Below are 23550 nucleotides of genomic sequence, written 5' to 3'. Positions count from 1 at the left end.
ATAACGCCGGTGCCGAATCGCTGTGGTCGACGTTCAAGCATGAGTTCTACTACCGGCACACTTTCGCGACGAAAGTCGAATTGATTGCAGCAGTTGACAATTGGATGCGATTCTACAATCATCAACGTAGGCACTCGGCGATCGGTCAGCGCTCACCAATTAGCTACGAACGCACCATGAGTGTCACCCTGGAAGCAAGCTAACCGCGTCCACTTTTTCTGGGGAACCCCACCGGCGTCCCCGCTGCGCACCACCGACGAGCTGTTCACCGACGCGCATCTGGAAGCGGTCGGCTTCTTCGAGACCGTGCAGACCACATCCGGCCCGGTACGGTTTTCCGGTGTGCCGACCGGCTTTTCGCGCACTCCCGGCCGGGTGCGCGGTGGTGCGCCACGATTGGGGGAACACACGGCCGAAGTGCTCGCAGAGGTCGGGATCGCGCCGCCAAATTAGGCTGCGGCGCTTCCGATATGACGGTTACACCGGCGGGCAGTACGTCATGTTCGCGAGCACGACGTAGTCTGCGGCGCTGTCCCAGTCGAGGTCTGGGTTGTCGCTCATCACGAAGCCGACGATCTGCGAATGCGGCGTACCGAGGTCCAGCTGACGGCAGACGGCGTACGCGCTGTGGACGGTCGCGTACGGGTTGGAACTGGTGATGCCCACCTTCTGCAGCCGGTCGAGGAACGCGGCGTCCTGTGGTGCGGCGGCAGCGGGTGCTGCCAGCCCGACGGTCGCCGCCGCGGCCATGCCTGCGATCGTGAGCCTGGTGAGTGTCGTCATGTCGATTCCTAGGTGGATCGAGCCGCTGAAGCACCAACCGGGCTTCAGCAAACACAGCAGCTGTGGCCCGCGACCGCAGGCTCCTGTCTCTGCCCGGCATCGTAGCGCCGATGAGGGATGCCGCCCAACCGCGAAGCAACATTGGCTCGGCTAACTTTTGCGCGAGCAAGGGTTGCGGAAATGACGGTAACGCTGCTGCATCTGTCGGCGACATCAGTGATTGCGGGGGATCACGGGTGACCGCGCCGCGGGGGAATCGGGGGAGCCTGAGCTGAGTCGCTTCGATCGTCGCGCTGACGGGGGTTGAGCGTGACGAATGTGACTGCTGTGGCTAATCGGGCAATTGATGTCGGGTAGCTCCTACGAAGAGGGGAATCCCCGATTCCCTTTGTCGGTGTGCAAGCGCATCATCGTGCATAAGGAATCGGAACGACTGCAGTTGATCGTTGACGGCAAACAGAGAGCAGGCACTGGGGGTGTCGCGGGTGTCCGGTCGGGTGGGGCTGCGGCCGGCGCCCGGCACAGATTGTGGGGGTGCACAGTGAGTAGTGGGTATGACGGCGCACCGATGGTGGCCTGCCCGCACGGGCACCTCAACGCGGGGAACTACAAGTTCTGCGGACAGTGTGGATCGCCGATCGGCGTCGTGGCGTTTCCCGACGACGATGCTGTCGCCGAAGACGAACGCCCGCTGCGGCGCCGCAGTCTGGTCATCGGCGCTGCGATCGCCGCGGTGCTCCTGGTGGCGGTCGTCGCCGCGGTCGGGTTTCTGATCACCCGGTCATCCACAGATGACGAAACCACCCCGCAGGCAGACGGTTTCACGGCCGGCACGGCGAACCCGGCGGGCATGGTGCCGGCCTGCACGATGGCACCGCTGGTGCAGGCCGAGTCGGTCGCCATGACAGCCGACGGGATGACCGTCGACGCCGCGTTCATGTCGCAGTGCGCCGGCGGCAATACCGAGGCCTCGCCATCTGCGCGGATCACCGTCGCCGACGGCCAACGGGACATCGCGGCAGGGGTTTTCGACTTCTCCGCCGCACCTTTGACGATGAAGCCGGGTGAGACGGCGCGTCGCACACTGGTGTTCCCCGCGGGAACATACTGGCGGACCACCGCGATGTTCACCGGCGCTCCGCAACTGGTATTCCATCCCGGCGAGCAGGCCGAAGCAAGGACGGCCGCGTCGTCGGGTTCGGACCGGTTGGTCGCCCAGTCCGCCGCCGAACCCGAGCACGGCAGCATCGACGGGGTGGCCGAAGCTGTGCTGCGGGAACTTCGGGACGCGGACTACGGGTACGTGTCCGGGTCACTCGCGAATCGCTGGGTGCCGCAGATCAGCGCGAAGAAGTCCGGATTGGTCGTTGATGGCAGGACGCTCACCAGCGCCGACGTGCTACGCGACCACCTCGAGCTGAGAGACAGGTACAGCGGAGTGCTGTTGGTGTCGTCGGCGCAGTGGACGACCTTCAGCTCCGCGGACTTCTGGGTGACCGTCGTCGGGGCGCCGAAGTTGTCACCGCCCGAGGCGAACGCGTGGTGTGACGCGAACGGCCTAGGCGCCGACGACTGTTTTGCCAAGTTCGTGAGCTCGCTGTTCGGTGTCGACGGCACCACGGTGTATCGGAAGTAGGTCGGGGATGGGCTTCTGTGTGTTCTGCGGTGGCGAGCTCACCGACACGATGCGGTGCACCGCGTGCGGAGCGGTCAACGTGGGCGGCACCTGGCACGAGTCGGCTTACGTCGTGTCCGGCGGAGCGGGTGTGGGTGCCGGTTGGCACCCGGATCCGACCGGTCGGCACGAGGGCCGCTACTTCGTCGGTGGACAGCCCACCGATCTGATCCGCGACGGCGGCGTCGAGGCGTTGGACCCGATGGGAAAGCATCGGCTCGAAATGTCTAGCGCTGGACCAATGTCGACACCGGTCGAAGCTCGAACGGGACGGCGGTGGTGGATCGTCGCCGCGGCGGTCCTGGCTCTGCTGGTGCTGGTCGGCGCCGGGGTGGGAACGTATGCCTACCTCCACCGCGACCGGACGACAGTGGACGAACGCTACCTGGTGGCGCTCAAGCAGTCCGGGTTCTCGGGCGAGTTCAATTCCGACGCCAACGCTGTCGCGCACGGCAAGCAGGTGTGCAGGACCCTCGAGGACGGCGGCCCGCAGCAGGGGATGCCGGCCGACGAGGTTGCGGTGCAGTACTTCTGCCCACAGTTCGTCGACGGCTTCCACGTGCTGCAGACCGCGACGATCTCGGGCAGCTTCACGCTCAACGACGACGACCCCAACCCGTACTTCCCGGCGATTGAAGTCGACGGCTCGTCGTGCGTCGGAGCGGGCGGGTATTCCGACGTCAATCCCGGAACCCCGGTGACGGTGAAGAACGGCAAGGGCGAGATCCTCACGACCACGTACCTGGAGGAGGGCAAGGGCGGACGGTTCCGATGCACCTTCGGCTTCACCTTCGACGTGACTGAAGGCCAGGAGCGCTACGTCGTGGCGGTGGGGAAGCGGGGCGAGTTGAGCTACTCGTTCGACGAACTTCAGGCCGGAGGCGTGGCGCTGGTCCTGGGATGAGATGCCTGCCGCGCCGATCGGTGCCGCCTACGCCCACCACGTCGGAAAGCTGACGTCCAAGCGCTCCCGCTGCTTGTATCCCGCCCACGTCGGCACGCCCGGAGGCTGGCCGCGGTAGATGCCTCGAGCGGCGGCGATGACGCGCTGGTGCTGGGTCGGCCACTGCAACGTGGTAGCGATGTCCTCCAGAACCTCCTGGTCGCGCTGCAGTACGCGGTCGACCAAGCGGACCGCGGGAAGGGCTCCGCTCTTGTCGCCGTTGCATCGCGCGCACGACAACACCAGATTCGACAGTCCATCAATACCCACAAGGGACCACGGCAGGACGTGGTCGATGGGGTTGTTCGCGGGCAAATGGGTGTGGCAGTAGAAGCAGTGCGGTCCGAATGCCTCCTTGAACGGTTCACGCACCGCCGCCAGGGCAGTCCGTTCGCGCCCGAACAGGTGACCGGCGACGTCGGGGACCTCCGCGTCGAGAAACCTGTTCATCCGGCGCACGTCCTCGACCCACATGATCTCCAGGGCCGGCTTCAACAGGCCGGCCAGGCGTGCCAGTCCGGCCGCGACCCCGGGCCGGAGTTCGATCGCGTCACCGTGCGCGCGCAGCGTTGAGCGTGACACATGGTCATGCAGAAAACCGTCGTCGTAGAGGAACGGGTCGCTGCCCGTCGCGCCGGGCAGCCTTTGCAAGCGGTGCAACGGCTGTTGCGCGAGGCACAGCACGATCTCGTCGATTGCCTTCTGGTAGGCGACCGGTGCCCGCAGTTGCGCGATCTCCACCGAGCCGGCCTGGCCGGAGGCGGTGCGGAACTCGTTGGTGGCGATCAGTATCCGTGCGCGCGGTTGTGTCGACTGCCGCAGCTCATGCCCGTCGAACGGTCGTACTTGCCGCCAGTAGGTCTCCAACACCCGGTGCGCCAGCGCGGGAATCGGCACCCGAAGTGTGTCGTCAGGGTTCTCGGGCAGGTTCTCGATGCAGTGCTCGATGAGGGCCATCAGCGTCGCCAGCTTGTACGTCGCCGTCCGCAGGCCGGTCTCAAGAATCGCGACCACCCGCTGGCCGAGCATCAGCGGGTCCACCGCCTCAGAGGTCACCGACGGACCTCGCTATCGCCCCGGCCAGGTACACCTGCACCAACGCATTATGACGAGGATGGGGCACAAGATGGGCAAACTCGACGTTCGGTGACCTGGTCGTCGACGACGACAACCTGCTCGCGGAGCGCCGTTACCAACCTGTCGTCACCCTGGCCAACCTGACCACGAGCCAATTGGTACGGCCGCGGGACTACAGGCGCCCTTCACGGGCTGGACCCCGACGAACACTCCGTCGCCGACGCGGTCCGCGTCTCGATGTCGATACCGTTCCTGGTCCGGCCGGTCACGCTGAAAGGCGCTCGCGGCCAACGCTGCACGCTGGTCGACGGGGGAGTGCTGTCGAACTTGCCGATCGCGGCTACGCCTTGGTGATCGCGTCGAGCCGCTTGAGAATGTGCGAGTGCCGCTTGTCGTCGATCTTCAAATACAGTCCGAGAGAACCCATGTCGACCGGGCCGGTGGTGTGCTTGAGCACCCTCGGAAGCGCCTCGATGATGTCGACGAAGTCCGCGATGAACTCCCGATAGCTCGCCAACGGATCGTCAAGCATGCGCGCGCAATCGGCGACGATGTCGACGTGCTCGGATCGCACCGGCAGCGCCCGGCAGCGTTCCGAGAGCTCCAGGAACCGTTCCAGGTAGTCCATCGTGCGATGCGCAATGTGCTTGATCGCCTCCGGATCAGCCTCCTCATCACCCTTGCCCGTGAACGCCGCCATGAACGCCGGCGCCGACATGAACCCGTGCAACTGTTCGGCGGTCCTGATCATCTCGTCGATGAGACCCACCACCGTGGACGCCAAATGCCCCGGCGACAGCCGGACACCCGAACTGGGCGACGTGAAGCCGAGTTCGCTGTCCCGCAACCGTGACTGCAGCGGCGCCGCCCGCTGCACCAGGACCGATACGAACAACGCCTGCTCCCAAGCCTTCGGTTTGTCCCGCGCCAGCGCATCCAGCTCGGCCGGTGTGGTAGCCAACCGCGCGACCGACGAATCATCCTGCGCCGGTTCAGCTTCAGCATCGACGTCCGGGTCGTCGGTGACCTTGCGCATGGCCTGGGCGCCGTCCTCCCCGTAGATGGCCCGCTTGTCGCCGATCAGCGTCCACCGCTTCTGCCGCTCGGCGCGGCGAGTCATCTCGAACTCCCGCTCGGCCGCCTCGTCCGCCTCCAGCCGGCGTTCCTTTTCGGCCTTCTGCGCGAGCCAATAGATCCCGGCGAACACACCCACGAGCGCCGCGCCGCCGACGAACCACCAGATGTACTTGATGACGAACCCGACCGCGAGGAGCAGCAGCAGGATGGCGCAGAACACCGAGCCGTCGCTCGGCTGCGAATAGCGCCCCTTCGATGCCATCTCCGTCTCCTCCCCAGGCCGGATCGTGGAGTCATCACGATAGAAGCGGGGTCTGACATCTGCGGTTCCGCACGACGGCAGCAAACGACAGCAAGCCGCGAACGGTGCCCCGGAAAGCGCCTGTCGCCCGGTCGCGCCAAGGCACCGCCCAATTCGAATCGCTAGGCTGGCGGCAGTGCGCTGCGTGCCGACGTGTGCGAGAGCAGCGCGAGCGATGGGTTAAGGATCGAAAAGCTATGCGGGCCGACAGAGCGCAACCACAGGTCATCGCCGCGACCGCACCCGTCGAACCCCCAAGGCCCCGCCGTCGACAGCTACTGCTGACCCTCATCGTCGCCCCGTTCGCGCTGCTGGCCGCCGCATACCTCGGCGATCTGCTGTACAGCAAAGACCGGGTGGTCCGAGGGACCACCGCTGCAAGGGTGCCCATCGGTGGTATGACGCTGACCGACGCCGAGGAGCAACTGCGTGCCGCAGTCTCCCCACGCACCACCCGACCGGTCCCCGTCACCGCCGGACCCGAGCGCCGCGAGATTGACCCGACGGCGGCCGGCCTGTCCGTCGACTGGCGCGCCACCGTCGACCAGGCCGGCGCGCAGCCGCTGAACCCGATCACCCGGCTGTCGTCGTTCTTCACCACCCGGGAGATCGGCGTCGTCTCCACCGCCGATGACGCGGCGCTCACCGCCGCGATCGACGGACTGGCCGCCCGCGTCGCCCAGGATCCAGTTGAGGGCACCGTTCGATTTGAGGGCCGCGAGCCCGTCGGCGTCAACCCGGAGGCCGGCCGCCGGCTCGACGTCGACGCTGCCACCGAACTGCTCAAGCGCGACTGGGCCACCGGCAGCACCGTCGACCTACCGATGATCGAATTGGAGCCCCGCACAACAACGTCCGACGTCGAGGCCGCCGTCGCCGACATCGCCGAGCCCGCGGTGTCCGGACCGTTGGTCATCACCGGAGAGGACGACGCCCGCGCCGTCATCTCCGAGGACGTCATCGCCGCGACCCTGACCTTCGATGTCGACGACGGCGACATCGTGGCCACCGTCGACCAGAACGCCATCGCCGACGCCGCCCGCCCCCAACTCGCCGACTCGGAGGTCCCGCTGCGCGACGCGACCATCGACTTCACCGCGTCCCCGCCGGCGAAGGTGCCGTCGCAGGACGGCCGTCGCATCGACTACGACGACACCCTCGCCAACCTGATCGACGTGCTGACCGACACCACCGACCGCGAGATCACGGCCGTCTATGTGGACGAGCCGGCGACGTTCACCACCGCCGACATCGACGCGCTCGGTCCCGTCCAGGTCATCGGCCAATTCCAGACATCCGGCTTCTCCGGTGACTCCGGCGTGAACATCAAACGCGCCGCCGGTGCCATCGACGGCATCGTCGTCCCGCCCGGCGAGACGTTCAGCCTCAACGGCGCCACCAACCCGCGCACCGCCGCCAACGGCTATGTCGAGGCCGGCATCATCCTCAACGGCAGACCGGACAGCGGCGTCGGCGGCGGTGTGTCCCAGGTGGCCACCACGCTGTTCAACGCCGCGTACTTCGCGGGCATGGAGCTCGTCGAGCATCAGGAGCACAGCTACTACATCAGCCGCTATCCCGCGGGCCGCGAGGCCACCGTGTTCGGCGACGAAATCGACGTCAAGTTCCGCAACGACGGACCGATCCCGGTGCAGATCCAGACCACCTGGACGTCGTCGGCGGTCACCGTCCAGTTGGTGGGGATCAAACGCTACGAGGTGACGTCGGCGCAGAGTCCGCGCTCGGCGCCGACGAGCCCGAGGACGATCACGATCCCGGCAGGGGAGTCGTGCAGCGCCAGCAGCGGCGCACCGGGATTCACCATCACCGACACCCGCACCCTGCGTGACATCGTCACCGGAGATGCCCGCCGAGAATCCCACACCGTGCGCTATGACCCGATCCCCAAGGTGGTGTGCGGGGCCTGACCGCCGGTGAGCTGAGCGTCGCCGGTGCGTCGGCGGTTGAACTCGCGGGAATACGTGTCAGCCAAATCCTCGGCGCGGCAGCGGTACTCGTCACGATTGAGCGTGCCGTCGCGGAGTTTGAAGCGCGAGGCCAGCCGTGCCAGGCGGTGCGCACCTTCGTTGAGCGGCTCACCTGAATGGCCCTTGACCCAGTGCACCGTGATCTGATCCCGATGCTCGTAGATCGTGTGCCGAATGCGGACGAGTCCAGGTGTCTTGCCGCTTTCGCGATAGGCCGGATATCTCTTCGGCAGCACGTCGTGACCGTCCATCCACCGATTTACGAGCTCCACCGCGGCGGCATTGTCGCTGTAGATCGTCATGTCGCGACCGCACAGTTTCCGCACGGCAGCGCCGATCGCGCGTACCTCGGCCACCAGCACCACCGCTGAGCCGTGCATCTTTGTCGAGTGCCGAACAGCGTCCAGTCCGTACTCGCCAGACGATGCGAGCCAGGCGGAGCCGGCGATTATCCTCTTGCGCACCGAGCCGTCCGTCGCCACAAACAGAGGAGCCGCCGTCGGCGTGACGCCGGACGACATCTCGCCGTTCAGCATCGCCGGTACGTCCCCCGGTGGTTCAGGTGCCATCTGCGTCTCCTCCCCAAGACGTTGAGATGGACGGTAATTGGGCGGTCCGACATGTCACTGCTCCCAGGTAGCGTCCGCGCCATGACTGACAGACACAGACGACACAAAGCCAAGCAGGCGCGTCGGAACGCACAGCGGGCACGGAAACGTCGCGCTGACGCAGGCTCTGAACCGCCTCCTGACCCTCCGCAACAGGACCAGACGAGACATCTGAGCCTATGGAGTTTTCTGGTGTACGCCAGCAAGCAGGTCGAGGCAGCGAAGCCCGACCCGTTGGCGAACTTCCGTTCCCACCAGGAAGATCTACTCGACTTCGACTACCTCATCAAGAGCCTCGTCGACGACCCCACCCCAGAGTCCGCGTCCGCCGTAGCGCTGTTCGCCGAACTGCTGGACGGCGAACAGCAGTTGCGCTTCCGGGAAGCGTTGGACGCCTACAGCGGTCCGTTGGTGCCGTGGGTGGCCGCACTGCGCGACGTCGACGTGTACCGCGCCGTGCGCCTCACGCACGTCCTCGGAGACTTCGACCAGATCCTGCTCGGGGCCCGACTCGTCGACGGTCAGGAAGCAACGTGTGGGGTTTGGATCGATCACCTCGACGACTATGAGATCGCCGATGCTGCAGTTTGTGTCGCGAAGCTCGACGATGTCGTGGCCGAGCTATCCGGTCCTGACGTCTCACCCTCCGACATGACCCTCGCCGATGCACGGGTCTGGATCGACTATGGGTTGAGGCGGCCATTCTTCTTTCGGGAGACCGCGTCATGGCCCGATTGCCGGCCGTTGGTGAAGTGGTTGGTCAGTCGACTGCCCGACGGCGGCGATATGTATCGGCCACCGAGTTGGGATCACGCCGCGACCGAGGCGCTGCTCGATGAGTTCTTTGCGTCCGAGGCCGGAGCCGTCTACAACAGTCACGACCACCGGGACCTCCTACGCGAACTCATGGAATCGGGGACGGCAGACCCTTTCCGCTGGAGCGCGGCGCGCGTGGAACAGGTTCTCGGATCACCGCTGTTGGAGAGTAGGCACGCGCTGAAGGTGCTCCTGGATGTGCCCGACCTGCTGCGGGCTTTCATCCCGTTTGCGCACGAGCGAAGTGGAATCCGCGAGCGCTTGACCGCACAGACCATCGCTGCCCTCGCGTGGAGGGATGGTGACAGAAGATCTGCGTGAACCGCCGGTGCGCTGAGGCGTCGATCGACCCGGACGGCGGTCAGGTTTGATCAATCCCACATTTCGGTGAATTCGCCGTAGCGGCTGCGGTCGGAACGCGGCGCGTGTCAGCCTGGAGTCATGACTGCGAAGCGGAATTCGCACCGCGCGGATCTCGTGCTGTCCGGCGGCGGGGTCAAGGGGATCGGACTGGTCGGGGCGGTCGGTGCGCTGCGCGACGCAGGCTATGCGCTCCAGCGCATCTCGGGAACCTCGGCCGGCTCGCTGGTCGGCTCGGTGGTGGCCGCGGCGACCCAGGCCGGCGGGATCACCGCCGACCAGCTGCGTGACCTCGCGGTGGACGTGCCCTACCGCAGGTTCAGCGACAGCGGCCCGATCGAGCGCATCCCGCTGGTCGGTACGACCTGGGGTCTGGTGCGGGGGACCGGCATCTACCGCGGCGACTTCGCGCACCAATGGATCCGCGGTGAGCTGAAGAACCTGGGTGTCAGCACGTTCGGTGACCTGGCGATCGACGACGACAGCCTGTTGCCGGAGCGCCGGTACCGGCTGGTGGTCACCGTGGCCGACCTGACCAACGGTCAGCTGGTGCGGCTGCCGTGGGACTACGAGCGCCTCTACGGCCTCGACCCCGACGAGCAGTCCGTCGCCGACGCGGTCCGGGCCTCGATGTCGATACCGTTTCTGTTCCGGCCGGTCACGCTGAAAGACGCTGCCGGCCAACGCTGCACGCTGGTCGACGGCGGGGTGCTGTCGAATTTCCCGATCGACTCGCTCGACCGCCTCGACGGCGCGGAGCCTCGCTGGCCGACGTTCGGGGTGACGGTGTTGCCCTACCTGCCTGCCGCGACCGCCGAACAGCTCATTCCCGGCCTGCGGCTGCCGTGGGACGGGCCGACGTTCCTGGAAAGTCTGCTCACCACCATGCTGGTCGGCCACGACCAGGCCTACCTCGACCAACCGTGGGTCAAGGTGCGCGCCATCGAGGTGGACTCGACCGACGTCGGCGTCCTCGACTTCGGCATCACCCGCGCCGAGGCTGACGCGCTCTACGACAAGGGCTACGCGGCGGCTGCCGAGTTCCTCAGAACCTGGGACTGGCCGGCGTACGTGAACCGCTTCCGGCGCGCCACTACGTGACGTGGGGCGCTCCTCGTTCCTTTGAGTCGCGAGCACGCGCTCTGCGAGCGGGGCGGCGCTTCACCGGCTGGTGTCTGTGACGGGACGCTGAGAGACGCGTGGTCGGGTGCACGACCGCGACGTCCGTAGGGCGGTGTCACGCAATCCGCAGCGCCTCTACTGGTTGACCCGAAATCTGTGCGATCAGGCTGAAATCCTTGTCGAGGCCGAGAACCGTCAATCCGGCGACTTCGGCCGTGGCGGCGATGAGCAAGTCGGGAATCGATGGCGCGCGGTGCAAACCGCGGTCGGCGAGGATGAGCTGTACTTCACGGACGCGATCTTCGATGGCCGGCGTCATGTACTCGACGGGCATAAGTGCCAAGGGCGGCGAGACAACTTCGAAGTGCGCCTCCGCCGCTGTGCGAAACGAATAGCCGATCTCGAGGAACGTCACCGTGCTGATGTGGACCAGCCCGCGTTCGATGCGTTGCATTCAGTTATCGACGTCGGGTGAGTCCGCGAGTCGCGTGTGCGCCGACTTGTCGATCAGCCACGATCTCAGCGCCACGCGCGGTCCATCACCTCTGGGTCATCAAGGTCGGAAGCTGCTGCCGCCGCCCGGCGCAGATCCTCGATCGTCAACCGACCGCGAGACTCGCCATGAGTGCGCTCGGCCTCGAAGCGTCGCCTGAGATACTCCTGCCGCGACAGCCCTTGTGCCGCGGCGGCGGCATCGATATGTGCCACGGCCGCGTCTGACAAACCCCTGATCAACACATCTGCCATGCGCCTGACCTCCCGATATCGCTGACACCGTACGCCGCGGCCGGTCGGGGCGGTGCACCTTCTGACGCGTTAACCGGCGATCCGCAGTAGGAACTTGTCGCCGCGCCTACCTAGTCTCAAGGTCGTGGACTACTCGGCCCTCACCACGCTGCGCGAGCGACACCCCGCCTGGCGGCTGTTGCGCGCGGGCAATGCCGCGCTGGTCCTGTCCTTCCTCGGCCAGTTCTTCGTCGAAGCCAACCGCGGCGCATGCTCGGCCAGTGTGCTCGCCGACGCCCTGGACGACCACCTCTACGCCCTGAACGCCGACGAGGTGCGGTACCCGAAGCAGCCGCGTGCGTATCTGGAGGACTGGGCCGCGACCGACGCCGGATACCTCAGGAGGTTCTACCCGCCCGGCGACGATGAGGTCCACTACGAGGCCACCCCGGCGTTCGAGAAGGCATACGCCTGGGTCCACAGCTTGCAGGGCAGGTCCTTCGTGGGTACCGAATCCCGGTTGCACACGGTGATCGCACTGCTGCGCCAGATCGTGCAGGGCACCGAGACGGAGCCGGAAGTCCGGCTGGCCGATCTGCGCCGTCGCCGCGATGAACTCGACGCCGAGATCGCGGCGGTTGAAGCAGGGCACGTCGCCATCTTGGACGCCACCGGAATCCGCGATCGCTACCAACAGTTGTCGACCACCGCGCGCGAGTTGTTGTCTGATTTCCGTGAGGTCGAGGAGAACTTCCGCCTGCTGGACCGGGCCGCTCGAGAGAAGATCGCCGCCTGGGATGGATCCAAAGGGGAACTGCTGGCCGAACTGATCGGCAGTCGCTCCGAGATCACCGGCTCTGACCAGGGGCGCAGCTTTCAGGCCTTCTTCGATTTCCTGCTGTCCGAGCAGCGCCAAACCGAGCTTGCCGACCTGCTCGCCAAGGTGACCGCCCTGGACAGCGTCGATGCCGACGAGCGGATCAGGGGTATCCACCACGACTGGTCCGAGGCTGCCGACCGCGCCCAGCGCACCGTTCGCCAGATCTCCGAACAGCTTCGCCGGTTCCTCGACGACCAGGTGTGGCTGGAGAATCGGCGGGTGTTGGATCTGGTGAGGGCCGTCGAGGCCGCTGCCCTCGATGTCCGCGACGCCCCGCCGTCGTTCGGGCTCGAAGTCGACGAACCGGGCATCGACATCGCCCTGCCATTCGAGCGCCCGCTCTATCAAACGCCGGTCGCGGTGGCCGTCGAGAGCCGTATCGCCGACGGCACCGAAAATGTCGACGCCGACCTGCTGTTCACCCAGACCTATGTCGACCAGGTCCGGCTGGCCGAGACCATCCGCTCCGTCCTGCCCGAGAACTCGTCGGCGCTGCTGTCCGACGTCATCGCTGTACATCCGATTGAGCAGGGCGCCGCGGAGATCGTCGGCTACCTGGCCCTCCACGATGACGACGTCAGCATCGACATGGACGACACCGATGAGACCGTGCTGGACTATCCCGACCCGGCCCAGCCCGACGTCACCAAGCGCGCCCGCCTACCGAAGGTGACGGTGCGACGGCACGGGGGCCAGTGACTATGAGCAACGAACGTGCCGTCGCCGCGGCCATCATCCGGCTCATGCAGGGCGTCGTCTACCGCACTTCCGATGAGGACACCTGGCTGACACTGGAACGGCTGGGCGCCGGTGTCCGCGACCATTTCTCGACCATCGGCGTCGACGTCGTGATCGATGACACCGAGGGCTACGCGTATTTGCGCTCACGTCCGGAGGAGGACGGCGACGAGGCGTTGCCGCGGCTGGTGCGCAGACGTGCCCTGACCTACAACGTCAGTTTGCTGCTGGTCTTGTTGCGTAAACGGCTAGTCGAGTTCGAAACGGGCGGCGGGGAGGGCCGCTTGGTGTTGAGCACTGAGCAGATCGTCGAAATGCTGCGGCTGTTCCAGGCGGACTCCACCAACGACGCGCGGGTCGTCGATCAGGCCGAGACCACCATCAAAAAGGCGGCCGAACTCGGTTTCCTGCGTCAGCTTCGTGGCCAGCGCGACCACTGGGAGGTGCGACGCATACTCAAGGCCTACGTCGACGCCCAGACTCTGAACGATTTCGCTGCCAAACTTCGTGAATACGCCGGAGCGTCCACCGACGATGAATGAATTACGTTGCGATGCGACCCAACCCGGGGCCGGGTACCGACTCCAGTACGCCGAGGTCTACAACTGGGGAACATTCGACGACCATGCCTGGCGGTTCACCCCCGGCACCGACACCGCGCTGCTGACCGGCGACATCGGTTCAGGGAAATCGACAATCGTCGACGCACTGACCACCTTGCTGGTGCCCGCGCACAAGGCCGCCTACAACAAGGCGGCCGGCGCCGATGCCAAGGAGCGCACGCTGCGCTCCTACGTCGAAGGCCACTACAAATCCGAGCGCAACGAATCCACCGGTAGATCCCGTCCGAAAGGTCTACGAGAGAACAAGAAAACCTACTCGGTGATTCTCGGTGTGTTCCGCAACCACGGCTGTGACGAGACGGTCAGCCTGGCTCAGGTGTTCCAGCAGCGCGAGAGCACCGGGCAGCCCTACCGGTTCTTTGTGACCGCCACCAAGGAGCTGTCCATCGCAACCGATTTCGCCGACTTCGGCACCGACCTCCGCGAACTACGTAGACGGCTCCGTGGTGCCGGGGCCGAGATCTTCGATGAGTTCCCCAAGTACTCCACCTCCTTGCGCCGACTGCTCGGTATCCGCTCGGAGCAGGCGCTCGAACTGTTCCACCAGACGGTATCGATGAAATCGGTCGGGAATCTCAACGATTTCGTTCGTGATCACATGCTCGAACCCAGCGACTCGACCGAACGCGTCCGCGAGATCATCGGGCATTTCGAGGATTTGACCAAAGCGCACGACGCCGTGAAACGCGCCCGCGAGCAACTCGAGGCGCTGCAGCCGATTGTGGACACCGCGGCGAAATACGACGCGGCACTCACCGAACGTGCTGGTTTGGAGCTTGAGCGCGCGGCGGTCCGCCTGTTCATCGCTGAGCTGCGCTCCGGGCTGCTCACTGATGAGATCGTGCGGCTGGAAGCCGATGGAGCGGCGTTAGTGACTCAGCTCGATACCGCCGAAGCTGAACAGCGCAGGCTCGGTCACGAGCGCGACTCGCTGATCGAGGAGCGCGCCAAAGCGGGTGGCGACCGTATCGGCGAGTTGGAACGACTTGCCGCTGACGCCCGCGAGCAGGCGAGAACGCGAGGCCAGGCAAAGGCATTGTTCGACGCCGCGGTGGCGGAGGCCGGACTGGAACCCGTCGCCGACGGTGACGCCTTCGCCGCGCTTGGCGCCGTGGTCGCCGCCGAACGCCCCCGACTGACCGGGGAGAAACGCGACCTCGACACCGCGACCGTTGACGCGATCGGTCGCGAGCGGGAGCACCAACGCAGGTGCGATGTGATCGCCGAGGAGGTCGGGAGCCTGGAGCAGCGTACCGACAATTTGCCTCAGGAGCAGGTGGTGGTGCGCGCCGAGTTGTGCGCGGCGCTGGGACTGAGGCCGGACGACCTGCCATATGCCGGCGAGTTGCTCGATGTCTACGACGAGCATGCGCAGTGGCGGGGCGCCGCAGAACGTGTGCTGCGGGGGTTCGCGCTGTCCTTGCTGGTGCCGCAGCGGCACTACGACGCCGTCACCGCATGGGTGAACGGGCGCAGGCTCACCGTCGGCGGCCGCGGTGCCAAACTGGTCTATGAACGCGTCCCCCAGCATCGGGTGCGGCTGCAGCCGACGGCGCACGATGGGTTGCTGCTGGCCGATTGCATCGAGGTTCGAGGCGGAGAGTTTGAAGAGTACCTGCGCGCCGAGCTGATGAAACGCGCTGATTTTCGTTGTGCAGCAACACTCGACGTGTTCCGCAATGAGCGTCGTGCCGTCACCCGCGAGGGCCAGGTGCGCTCGGGGGACCGGCACGAGAAGGATGATCGGCACCGGGTCGACGACCCCAGGCGTTGGGTGCTGGGCTGGGTCAACGAACGTAAGATCGCCGCGATGCGTGCGGAACTGGCCGAGTTGGAAAGCCAACGTGACGAGGCAGCGGCCGAAGCCGCGCGACTCGTGAAACAACGCGACGCCGTGCAGTGTCGACTGGACGCGTTCCGGAGTGTCGAGGGTTTCCGCTCCTGGGGCGAACTCGACGCCGACGAGGCCGAGTCGCGTGCGAAAGCGCATGATGCCGAGAGAATCCGGCTTCAGGCCGGCTCGTCGAGGCTGACGGAGATCACGCAGGCGCTGGAGCGTAACGCCGACAATGCTGCCGCGGTAGCTGATTTGATCAAGAAGATCACCGGCATGCTGGCGACGGCGCAATCGAGAGTGAATCAGGCCAAGCAGGACCGAACGCATGATGACGAGTTCGTCGCTGCGCAAGCGCCGGATCAACGGGAGAAGGCTCGTGCGTCCTACCCGGCCCTGACTGCACGACTGGCGGATCGCCCGCCCAACCGCGCGGCGGATTGCGCTGCCTCCGAGGCGGCATTGTCCGATGACCTGCACCGGCGCATCGAGCGGTTGTCCGGTCAGCTCAACGGGCACGCATTGAATCTGACCCAGCACATGACGGCAGTGCTGAACCGATGGCAGGAGCTGCGGGCGGACATGGACGTCAATGTCGAGTCCCGAGCAGAATTCCTGGCATTCCGGGAGCGAGTCGCCACCGACGACCTGCCCCGGTTCGAGAGCGAGTTCAAAGAACAGCTCAACAAGAATGCCATTCAAGAGTTGGCGGGATTCAACAACTGGTTGGGTCGGCAGGCGTCGGCCATCGACGAGCGTGTCGACCGAATCAACGACGCCCTGGGCGCAGTGCCCTACAACCCGGGCCGATACATCAAGCTGGAAAAGGAACCGACCAGCAATCAGGACGTCGCGCAGTTTCGTTCCGATCTCCGCAATCTCACCAACGACACGCTGACCGTCGACGGTGACCAATACTCCGAGCAGCGCTTTCTGGACGTGAAGCGAATTATCGAGCGCTTCCGGGGTCGCGACGGTTACGCCGAATCGGACAAGAACTGGACCCGTCGCGTTACCGATGTGCGTAACTGGTTTGTGTTCTCGGCCTCCGAGCGTGATGTCGAAACCGATCTCGAGTGGGAGCACTACAGCGACTCCGACGGTAAGTCCGGTGGGCAGAAGGAGAAATTGGCCTACACCATTCTCGCGGCGTCGCTGGCCTACCAGTTCGGTCTGGAGTGGGGCGTCGAGCAGTCACGTGACTTCCGGTTCGCTGTCATCGACGAGGCTTTCGGCAGGGGTTCCGATGTATCCACACGATATGCCCTCGATCTGTTTGCGACACTAGGCCTGCAGCTGCTGATCGTGACACCCTTGCAGAAGGTGCACGTCATCGAGCCCTATGTGAAAGCAATTGGCATCGTCGACAATCCGACCGGAACCTATTCACGATTGCAGACGATGACCATCGAGGAATACCGGGACAGACGAGACCGGCCACGACGGTGAATTCGCGCGCATGGACCACGGTTGAGGATATCGTCGCCAGGCTGAGGCGGCGATGGGACGATGGTTCGCTGCTCGCGGGTCACGCCAAGGCCGAACCGTTTGATCCGGTCGAGTTCCCGCTGCGTGGCCCCACACCAGCCTCGATCGGCGATGACATTGCCGCTGTGCGAGAGTGGGTGGCCGCATTGGATGCCGGGCGGCGCGACGACAGCTGCTATGAGCTGGAGTGGAAATCGGTCGGCGGCAGAAAGATCGGCCGAAACGAACTACCCGCCCGAGCGGTGCTACGTCGACGCGAACAGGTGTGGACGCTGCTCGGCGTCACCGGCACAGTGCGTCGTTTCGACGACCTCCTGGAGTTGTCAGGCCGGCAACCCCGGGTGCGGGAATGGATCACTGAGAATCCGCACCGTGCTTTGGCGTTGACGCCGCAGATGCTCCAGCTGATAGCAGCCTACGAATGGCTCGACGCGCACCGCCAGTCCCGACGCTACCTCCGTGAGATCAGCGCGCCGGGCGTGGATACGAAGTTCGTGGAGCGGCACCGACCGGAGTTGGCGGCCATGCTGGGGGTCGCACCGTCCTCGTCGGGGTTCATCAGCGAACTCGGGCTGCGGCTCAAACCTGCTCTGGTCCGGCTGCGGCCGTCTCCCTCGTTGGGTCTGCCCGCGGCGCTGACCGAACTCGCAGTCCGTACTCACGAGCTCGCCCAACTTGAGGTACAACCACGGGTGGCGATCATCGTCGAGAACGAGATCAGCTATCTGAGCGTGAAAGTCCCAAAGGATGGAATAGTACTGTGGGGCAGAGGGTTCGACGTCGACAACGTAGGCCGACTGCCCTGGCTGGGCGGTGCTGACGTAGTGTACTGGGGAGATATCGATACACACGGGTTCGCGATCCTGGACCGGTTGCGGGCGTGGTTGCCGGACACCCGTTCAGTGTTGATGGACCGGGAGACCTTGCTGACGCACCGCGACCGGTGGGTGACCGAAGACCGCCCGGCGCGGTCGGCGCTGACCCGCCTGACGGTCGACGAATTCGGCCTCTATACGGATTTGGTCGAGGCGGCGTTGGGTGACCGGGTTCGCCTTGAACAGGAGCGGATCGACTGGAATTGGGTTGAGCAGCAACTGTGCTCGGTCACCTAGTGACCTCTCGGATCCGCGGCGTCTTTCGGAGTCTGCGAAGGTGATGCGAAATTTGGTGAGGGATTCCGCGCGACGCAGCCGACCATATAGCCAGGAAGGCGGCCAGCATGCTCACCAATCCAGTTCCCGCCGAATCGCTGGCCCAGCCCGCCCGACCCTAAACGCCGAGCGCCCGGCGCGCCAGCGCGGCCGCCACCGGACTGATTACGTTCCGCCGACGCCAGGTGACCGGCTGATCGGTGGCGTTGGTCAGGACCTCGTACGCAGGGAGATGGCGCAGCGCGGAATCGGTGACGGGGCTCCCGTCTGCGTGACGCCACCCAAGTTCGGTCAGCGTCGCGGCGATCCTGGGCAAGGGCAGGTCCGCATTCGGGGACGCCGCTGCGTAGGCGAGCATCAGCAGCGCGGCCTGCACGCCGAACTTGTCAACGGGTTTGGGGATCAGCCGGCTGGCCAGATGCCCCCACAGCACGTTGGCATCGCCCCGAGCCGTTTGACCGGCCTTGGTCAGCAGCAATTGGCCCTTCACTTTGCGGAGCAATCCGAGGTCCTGCAGCGTCTCACGGAACCGCAGCAACGGGTAACAGTGCGCCTCCCGGTTCTTCGTCCCGATCCAATCCGCCATCACCGGAACGACTTTCGATGCTTCGATCACGTCGTCCGGCTTCATATAGCCTGCTGCCGTCAACGCGATGCTTCCATTGTTCGCCCGGTCCAGGAACCACTGGAAGGCACGCAGGCTTCTGGTCAGGTCGTCAGCGTCCGGCGTCGCGGCTTCCGCTGCGAGCGTCAGCGCCGCCTCCGACAGGCTGTCGCCGTGCGCGGTGTAGGTGAGTCGATGAACCAGATCGACCAGCCGCGGGTCGACGCCCGCTTCGCGCAGCGCGAAGTACGCGCCTCCCAACCCTTTGTTGATCCGATCCGGCTCGAAGAGCGCGGGATCGGGCAGCACCTCGGCCAAGCTGCTCGCGTCGACCAGATGGCCGCAGTCTTCTGGCGGTGCAGCACGCTCACCGTCGACGATCACCGCTGCAGCACCGCCACTCTCGTTAGGCAGGATCTGCTCCAGGCGCAGCGTCAGCTCCCAGTTGTCGCCGTAGTCGTACAGGTAATGCAGGACATCGCCGGGTTCGGTCAGGGTCTCGTCGAGGCGCGTCTCGGCGGCCGGAACGCCGTCGTCCTCGACATCGGCCTCCTCGACGTCGAACGAACACAGGAACAGTTGACTGGCACGCTCGAAAGCGCCGCCACCGAGCGAGAACCGGTGCAGGTGCGAATCGGTCCAGTCGAACGCCAACTGCAGGACCTGATGCACGAAATCCAGCGTCAGGTCCGAGCGCAGATCGATCCGTCGCCAGATTGGTGGATCGGCGCCGTCGATGTCCACCCTGACCCGGTAGACGACGACATCACGTCGCCGCGGGTGCCGCAGATCGGGCCGCGACTCCAGGTCGGTCACCAGCCGCAGGTGCGAGCGGGCGGTCATCGGGTACCCATGTCAAGACGCACGGACTTCATCCTGATCACTGTAAAGAGCGACGGCGGTGGCGGGCGCGCGTGCTGATCGAGCACTATGCCGGTATGGCGTTATCGGAGACGATGCTTCTCAACGTGGCCGGAGACCGGGTCTTCGTGCGAGGCCAAGAATACGTCCGCTACGTCCGAGGTCTGCGAGTCGCGGCCGACAAGGCCCAGGCGTCGCTCCAGGCCAAGAGGGTCTACACCGTGGAATTGGACTGGTCCGGTCCACTGCCCGTCGGCTCCTGTACCTGCCTCGATCACGCCGACGGCTACTTCTGCAAGCATCTGGTCGCGGTCGGGCTTGCGGTGATCGACCGCGACGAGGGCGGCTCCGTCGGCACGGCTGAATCCGGGGTGCAGGCCGCCGTGGAGGCTATGGATGTGCACGAGCTTCGCGAACTCGTCCTGATGCTCGCAGAGCGCGATGGTGAAGTGCGCCGCATGCTCGAGGTACGTGCGACGTCGGTGTCCGGAGACGACACCGCCGTCAAAGCCGAGTTCGAGAACTATGTGCGAAACGCGCTGCAGCTCCACGGCTTCACCGATTACCGGGAATCGTTCGTGGTGGCCGAAACGGCCGGGCAGGTGCTCGACGAGCTGGAAAATCACTTGAACGATGGTGCCGCCGAGATGGTGCGGCCGGCTCTGTTGTCCGCGGTGACGCTGCTGCGCGAGATCACCGAACAAGCCGACGACTCATCAGGCGTTATCGGTGGTGAATGCCAGCGGGCTGCCGACCTGTATGCGCGGGCCTGTCGGCAAGGTGCGCCCGACCCTGTCGAACTCGCTCTCTGGCTGGTGAACTTCCGTGCGGAGTCGCCGGGATGGCCGGATCTGGCGTTGGCGGACTTCGTCGACGCGTTCGACGACCACGCGCTCGCTGCCTACCGCCGAGCGGTGTCCGAACTCGATCACAAACTCGCAGAAGGCGATCGCTGGAAACGCCTTCAACTCGACACGATGCTGCTGGAGCTCGCCGACCACGACGGCGACGTCGACCGGGCGATCCAGCTGCTGAACGAGCGCGACCATCCCCAGTACGTGGCGATCATCGCCCGTTTGCGCGCGGCCGGGCGTGACGACGAAGCCCTGACGTGGATCGACCGCGCCGTCGCCGACGGACGCGTCAGCGGGCACGGCGGCAGCAACGCGTACTGGCTGAGCCCCACCGAGGTCGCCAGGACGTACCAAGAACGCGGCCGCGTCGAGGACGCGATCGCTGTCCTGCGCGCGGACTTCGTCAGGCAGCCCTCGATCCGTTCCTATCAGGCCCTGTGCGGCTTCGCCGCAGGCATCGACCGCGGCGAAACTGAACGCCAGTGGGCGTTCGACCATGCGCGGCAGCTGGCCTCGGACCGTCCGGGTGGCGGCGCGATCGTGGTGCAGCTGTTATTGAGCGAAGGCGATGTCGACGCCGCCTGGGAGGCCGCCGACCGCTACGGGCCCGGCGGAGCATGGAAGGAACTCGCCGATCGCGGCGCCGAGGCAAGGCCTGCAGCGGCTGCCGACCTGTACCGGCCTCAACTCGAGGAGGATCTTCGGTACGCCAACACCAGGCTCTATCCCGGTATCGCCGCGACCTTGGCGACCATGGCGCAGCTCTACGAACGTGGCGGGCGCGGTGAGGATTTCGCGGCTTTCATCGCGCAGATCCGCCAGGACTACGGTCGCCGACCGTCGCTGATGAAGGCGCTTCAGGCCCAGGGGCTCTGACGACCATCTGCGTGGTCGGCCCATGAAGGGCGCCCCGATGCGCGGGGACAACACGCACCGTCAGCAGCCGGATTCTCCGTTACCTGCCTGCCCAGCCGTGGGCGAGTGGGGCCGGAGTCCACGACGGCCACGTGGCTGAACCCACTGCGATTCCAGCGGCGAGCTGAGCGACGATGCGCGGACCGCGAGTCGTGCTGTTGTCGTAGAACGTTGCTTCGTCCGCGCGGTTGGCGGCGGTGGCGACCAGGTCCCAAAGCCGTTGATAACGCTGGCGGATTTTGGATTCGGGCACGTCGTGACCCCCGGCCTGGACTCGGTGTCGGACGCGGAGCACGGCAAGATCTTCCGGGATCAGCACCGCGTGCAGGATCACTGTGTAATCCGCCGCGTGGGCGGCATCGAGCAGTTCCAGTTTTGAGGGGTGTGAGAAAACTGTCTCGGCGATAAAGGACTCGCCACGTTCGATGAGCCGTGCGCGAGTGTCCGCGGCAATCCGCGCCGCCTCGTAGCTGTGTCCAGCAGGGTCCTCGGGCCAGCGCCGCTTGGCGATCTCGTCGGCGTTCACGTACATGCTGAGGGGCAGCAGCGGCGCGAGGGTCAGCTCGATGAACGTCGATTTGCCGGCACCGTTGGATCCGACGACGAGGTCGAGGCGCTTCACCGAAGTGAAGCATTCGTCGCCTTACTGACCAACAAGTGTCATGCCCCGCGGTGCAGCCGTACCGAACTGCCGTCAGGCGCGTACTGCACGATCTCGCCGTCATCGTCGAGCGCCACCGCGGTGATTCCCCGCGCGGCCAGCACTGCGCCGTAGTCGGCGCTCGCAAGGCGTTCCTGGACAGCCGCGGAGATCTCAGCGTTGAACACGACTCCTTCTTCATCGGTGAGCTCCCGAAGATGAATGTCGCCCGCAAGGGCGGCTTCCACCCTGCGGCGGGCAACGCTGTGCTGACTGGAAACCGCTCGCCCTACCCGCGCCCAGTGGTCCAGCTGCTGTTTCGCCGATCTGCTCTGACGTGCACCTTCGGCGGCGGCGCTGTCCATCAGATCCGCGGCGACCCGGGTCACTCGATCAGTGGTGTCGGACATGGAGCCCTCCGCTGTAGCAATTTGTTTCATCGCGTAGCAGAATGCTACACCGCTGGGCTGAGTGGCGGTCGATTGACAACGCGACCTGCTACGCCGTCCGCTCGCGGGTGAACTCCTGCGAGAACGTCTCCGCCAGGTCCTGGGCGCGGCGGTGATACTCGGGGCCGTCAAGACCGCTGTCGCCCAACGCATATCGCGACGCCAACCGGGCCAGCGCGTCGGCGCCCTCGTTGAGCGGCTCGCCGCGGTGGCCCTTCACCCAGATCGGAGTGATCTTGTCGCGCTCCTCGTAGATCATCTGCCGGGCGCGAACCAGTCCCGGCGTCTTCCCGCTCTCCCGATAGACGGCGTAGCCCTCCGGTAGCACGTCATCGCCGGCCATCCACTGCTGCACCATCGCGACCGCGAGCCGGCTGTCGCTGAGCACCGTGATGTCGTGGCCCCGCAGCTTCTGCACCGCCGCGCCGATGGCGCGCAGCTCGGCCACCAGCACCACCTGCGGGCCGATCAGCTTGGTCGAATGCCGGAAGCCCTGCAGCCCGTACTCGCCGCTGGACGCGAGCCAGCCGTAGCCGGTGATCTTGCCCCGCACCGAGCCGTCGGTCGCGACCCACACCGGACCTGCCGGCACCGGCTCAACCTCCCGCAGCCCTGCGCATGCCTGCCGCACCAGCGCCTCGTCCGACAATCGCGGCCGCTCGATCCACACCCCGGGCATCAACAGCGCGATCTCGTCGCGCAGCGCCCACAGCGTGCTGCGCGGCGGCACCTGCACCAGGAACCGGATCCGCTCCCCATCGGAGGCGTCGCGGATGCGGCGGATGACGTCGAGCACCGCGGTGTCGACCGACTCGGCGTCCACCGTTCCGGTCCAGCGGCGCCCGGTCGAGCGCGCCGAGTACCGGTACAGCGACTCGCCGCGCCGGGCGAGCGCGATCGCGACCGAGGTCATCGGGCGCGGCCGTGCGGGCACGATGTTGATCGGGCGGGCCGTGGCCACGGGCTTGGGTGCCATCTTCGTCTCCTCCCCAGCTGGATAGCGGTGACGGCACTGTATGGGGCAGGTCCGACAAACC

The 23550-nt window shown here is 65.8% G+C and carries 20 protein-coding genes and 3 pseudogenes; 13 read left to right on the top strand and 10 right to left on the bottom strand.

Features of this window, described 5'->3' with window-relative positions; all coding sequences use genetic code 11:
* Window positions 1-203: integrase core domain-containing protein (locus ACTWP6_RS08930; RefSeq protein WP_443187416.1), on the top strand; the 203-nt coding region annotated here is incomplete at its 5' end.
* 28 nt (window positions 204-231) lie between these two features.
* Window positions 232-453 (top strand): annotated as a pseudogene (locus tag ACTWP6_RS08925) (CoA transferase); the annotation flags it as partial.
* Between the two features lie 24 nt (window positions 454-477).
* On the opposite strand, the gene ACTWP6_RS08920 reads toward ACTWP6_RS08925, so the two are convergent.
* Entirely contained in the window at window positions 478-783 is a 306-nt protein-coding gene (locus tag ACTWP6_RS08920) for a DUF732 domain-containing protein (RefSeq protein ID WP_260757056.1), read from the bottom strand.
* Between the two features lie 541 nt (window positions 784-1324).
* On the opposite strand from ACTWP6_RS08920, the gene ACTWP6_RS08915 reads away from it, so the two are divergent.
* Together ACTWP6_RS08915 and ACTWP6_RS08910 are read left to right on the top strand one after the other, a co-directional pair.
* Entirely contained in the window at window positions 1325-2419 is a 1095-nt protein-coding gene (locus tag ACTWP6_RS08915) for a hypothetical protein (protein ID WP_443187415.1), read from the top strand.
* Window positions 2420-2426: 7 nt separating this feature from the next.
* A complete protein-coding gene (locus tag ACTWP6_RS08910) occupies window positions 2427-3362 on the top strand; it encodes a DUF732 domain-containing protein (protein WP_443187414.1) in 936 nt (311 codons plus the stop codon).
* A gap of 27 nt (window positions 3363-3389) precedes the next feature.
* Here ACTWP6_RS08910 and ACTWP6_RS08905 read toward each other — a convergent pair whose 3' ends face one another.
* Window positions 3390-4430, bottom strand: a complete 1041-nt coding sequence (locus ACTWP6_RS08905) for an HNH endonuclease (protein ID WP_260757940.1) — start codon at window positions 4428-4430, stop codon at window positions 3390-3392.
* A 107-nt stretch (window positions 4431-4537) separates the two neighbouring features.
* Here ACTWP6_RS08905 and ACTWP6_RS08900 point away from each other — a divergent pair.
* A pseudogene (locus tag ACTWP6_RS08900) lies at window positions 4538-4814 on the top strand (patatin-like phospholipase family protein); the annotation flags it as partial.
* 4 nt (window positions 4815-4818) lie between these two features.
* Here ACTWP6_RS08900 and ACTWP6_RS08895 read toward each other — a convergent pair.
* Window positions 4819-5817, bottom strand: coding sequence for a hypothetical protein (locus tag ACTWP6_RS08895; RefSeq protein ID WP_260757059.1), 999 nt, complete (start codon window positions 5815-5817; stop codon window positions 4819-4821).
* Window positions 5818-6053: 236 nt separating this feature from the next.
* On the opposite strand from ACTWP6_RS08895, the gene ACTWP6_RS08890 reads away from it, so the two are divergent.
* Window positions 6054-7784, top strand: coding sequence for a VanW family protein (locus tag ACTWP6_RS08890; RefSeq protein ID WP_443187413.1), 1731 nt, complete (start codon window positions 6054-6056; stop codon window positions 7782-7784).
* Here the strand turns inward: ACTWP6_RS08890 and ACTWP6_RS08885 are convergent.
* On the bottom strand, window positions 7748-8380 hold the full coding sequence (locus tag ACTWP6_RS08885) for an RNase H family protein (protein ID WP_443187412.1): 633 nt from the start codon (window positions 8378-8380) through the stop codon (window positions 7748-7750). The two genes, ACTWP6_RS08890 and ACTWP6_RS08885, sit on opposite strands and share 37 nt — an antisense overlap.
* A 264-nt stretch (window positions 8381-8644) precedes the next feature.
* On the opposite strand from ACTWP6_RS08885, the gene ACTWP6_RS08880 reads away from it, so the two are divergent.
* Window positions 8645-9589 carry a hypothetical protein gene (locus ACTWP6_RS08880; RefSeq protein ID WP_260757062.1) on the top strand — a complete coding sequence of 315 codons (945 nt, stop codon included), beginning with the start codon at window positions 8645-8647 and terminating at the stop codon, window positions 9587-9589.
* Between the two features lie 120 nt (window positions 9590-9709).
* Window positions 9710-10729, top strand: a complete 1020-nt coding sequence (locus ACTWP6_RS08875) for a patatin-like phospholipase family protein (RefSeq protein ID WP_443187411.1) — start codon at window positions 9710-9712, stop codon at window positions 10727-10729.
* A 136-nt stretch (window positions 10730-10865) separates the two neighbouring features.
* On the opposite strand, the pseudogene ACTWP6_RS08870 reads toward ACTWP6_RS08875, so the two are convergent.
* Both ACTWP6_RS08870 and vapB read right to left on the bottom strand, forming a co-directional pair.
* Window positions 10866-11279 (bottom strand): annotated as a pseudogene (locus tag ACTWP6_RS08870) (PIN domain-containing protein).
* Entirely contained in the window at window positions 11270-11497 is a 228-nt protein-coding gene (gene vapB, locus ACTWP6_RS08865; protein WP_105387169.1) for a type II toxin-antitoxin system VapB family antitoxin, read from the bottom strand. Before vapB ends, ACTWP6_RS08870 begins: the two are co-directional and overlap by 10 nt.
* 124 nt (window positions 11498-11621) lie before the next feature.
* Here vapB and ACTWP6_RS08860 point away from each other — a divergent pair, with 124 nt between their 5' ends.
* Genes ACTWP6_RS08860 through ACTWP6_RS08845 form a run of 4 tightly spaced genes read left to right on the top strand, consistent with a single transcriptional unit; the run spans window position 11622 to window position 18151 of the window.
* A complete protein-coding gene (locus tag ACTWP6_RS08860) occupies window positions 11622-13055 on the top strand; it encodes a DUF3375 domain-containing protein (RefSeq protein WP_443187410.1) in 1434 nt (477 codons plus the stop codon).
* A gap of 2 nt (window positions 13056-13057) precedes the next feature.
* The gene (locus ACTWP6_RS08855) at window positions 13058-13636 is read left to right on the top strand and encodes a DUF4194 domain-containing protein (protein WP_443187409.1); all 579 of its coding nucleotides are present in this window, start codon (window positions 13058-13060) and stop codon (window positions 13634-13636) included.
* Window positions 13629-17000 (top strand): ATP-binding protein, encoded by a 3372-nt coding sequence (locus ACTWP6_RS08850; RefSeq protein WP_443187408.1) that lies wholly within the window; start codon window positions 13629-13631, stop codon window positions 16998-17000. Before ACTWP6_RS08855 ends, ACTWP6_RS08850 begins: the two co-directional genes overlap by 8 nt.
* Window positions 16997-18151: a Wadjet anti-phage system protein JetD domain-containing protein gene (locus ACTWP6_RS08845; protein WP_443187407.1), complete on the top strand. Its 1155-nt coding sequence runs from the start codon at window positions 16997-16999 to the stop codon at window positions 18149-18151. The genes ACTWP6_RS08850 and ACTWP6_RS08845 overlap by 4 nt, the downstream gene beginning before the upstream one ends.
* A 157-nt stretch (window positions 18152-18308) precedes the next feature.
* Here the strand turns inward: ACTWP6_RS08845 and ACTWP6_RS08840 are convergent, their stop codons facing one another.
* Window positions 18309-19637, bottom strand: a complete 1329-nt coding sequence (locus tag ACTWP6_RS08840; protein ID WP_443187406.1) for a plasmid pRiA4b ORF-3 family protein — start codon at window positions 19635-19637, stop codon at window positions 18309-18311.
* A 95-nt stretch (window positions 19638-19732) separates the two neighbouring features.
* Between ACTWP6_RS08840 and ACTWP6_RS08835 the strand changes: the two genes are divergently transcribed.
* Window positions 19733-21385, top strand: a complete 1653-nt coding sequence (locus ACTWP6_RS08835; RefSeq protein WP_443187405.1) for an SWIM zinc finger family protein — start codon at window positions 19733-19735, stop codon at window positions 21383-21385.
* A gap of 79 nt (window positions 21386-21464) precedes the next feature.
* Here ACTWP6_RS08835 and ACTWP6_RS08830 read toward each other — a convergent pair whose 3' ends face one another.
* The 3 genes from ACTWP6_RS08830 to ACTWP6_RS08820 form a co-directional block, all read right to left on the bottom strand.
* Window positions 21465-22046 (bottom strand): zeta toxin family protein, encoded by a 582-nt coding sequence (locus tag ACTWP6_RS08830; RefSeq protein ID WP_443187404.1) that lies wholly within the window; start codon window positions 22044-22046, stop codon window positions 21465-21467.
* A 38-nt stretch (window positions 22047-22084) separates the two neighbouring features.
* Window positions 22085-22474 carry a TA system antitoxin ParD family protein gene (locus tag ACTWP6_RS08825; RefSeq protein ID WP_443187403.1) on the bottom strand — a complete coding sequence of 130 codons (390 nt, stop codon included), beginning with the start codon at window positions 22472-22474 and terminating at the stop codon, window positions 22085-22087.
* Window positions 22475-22562: 88 nt separating this feature from the next.
* A complete protein-coding gene (locus tag ACTWP6_RS08820; RefSeq protein WP_443187402.1) occupies window positions 22563-23489 on the bottom strand; it encodes a ribonuclease HI in 927 nt (308 codons plus the stop codon).
* Window positions 23490-23550: the final 61 nt, after the last annotated feature.

It is taken from the genome of Mycobacterium sp. 4D054 (assembly GCF_052245755.1).
Lineage (GTDB): Bacteria > Actinomycetota > Actinomycetes > Mycobacteriales > Mycobacteriaceae > Mycobacterium.
This window is presented reverse-complemented; position numbering and strand designations above follow the sequence as displayed.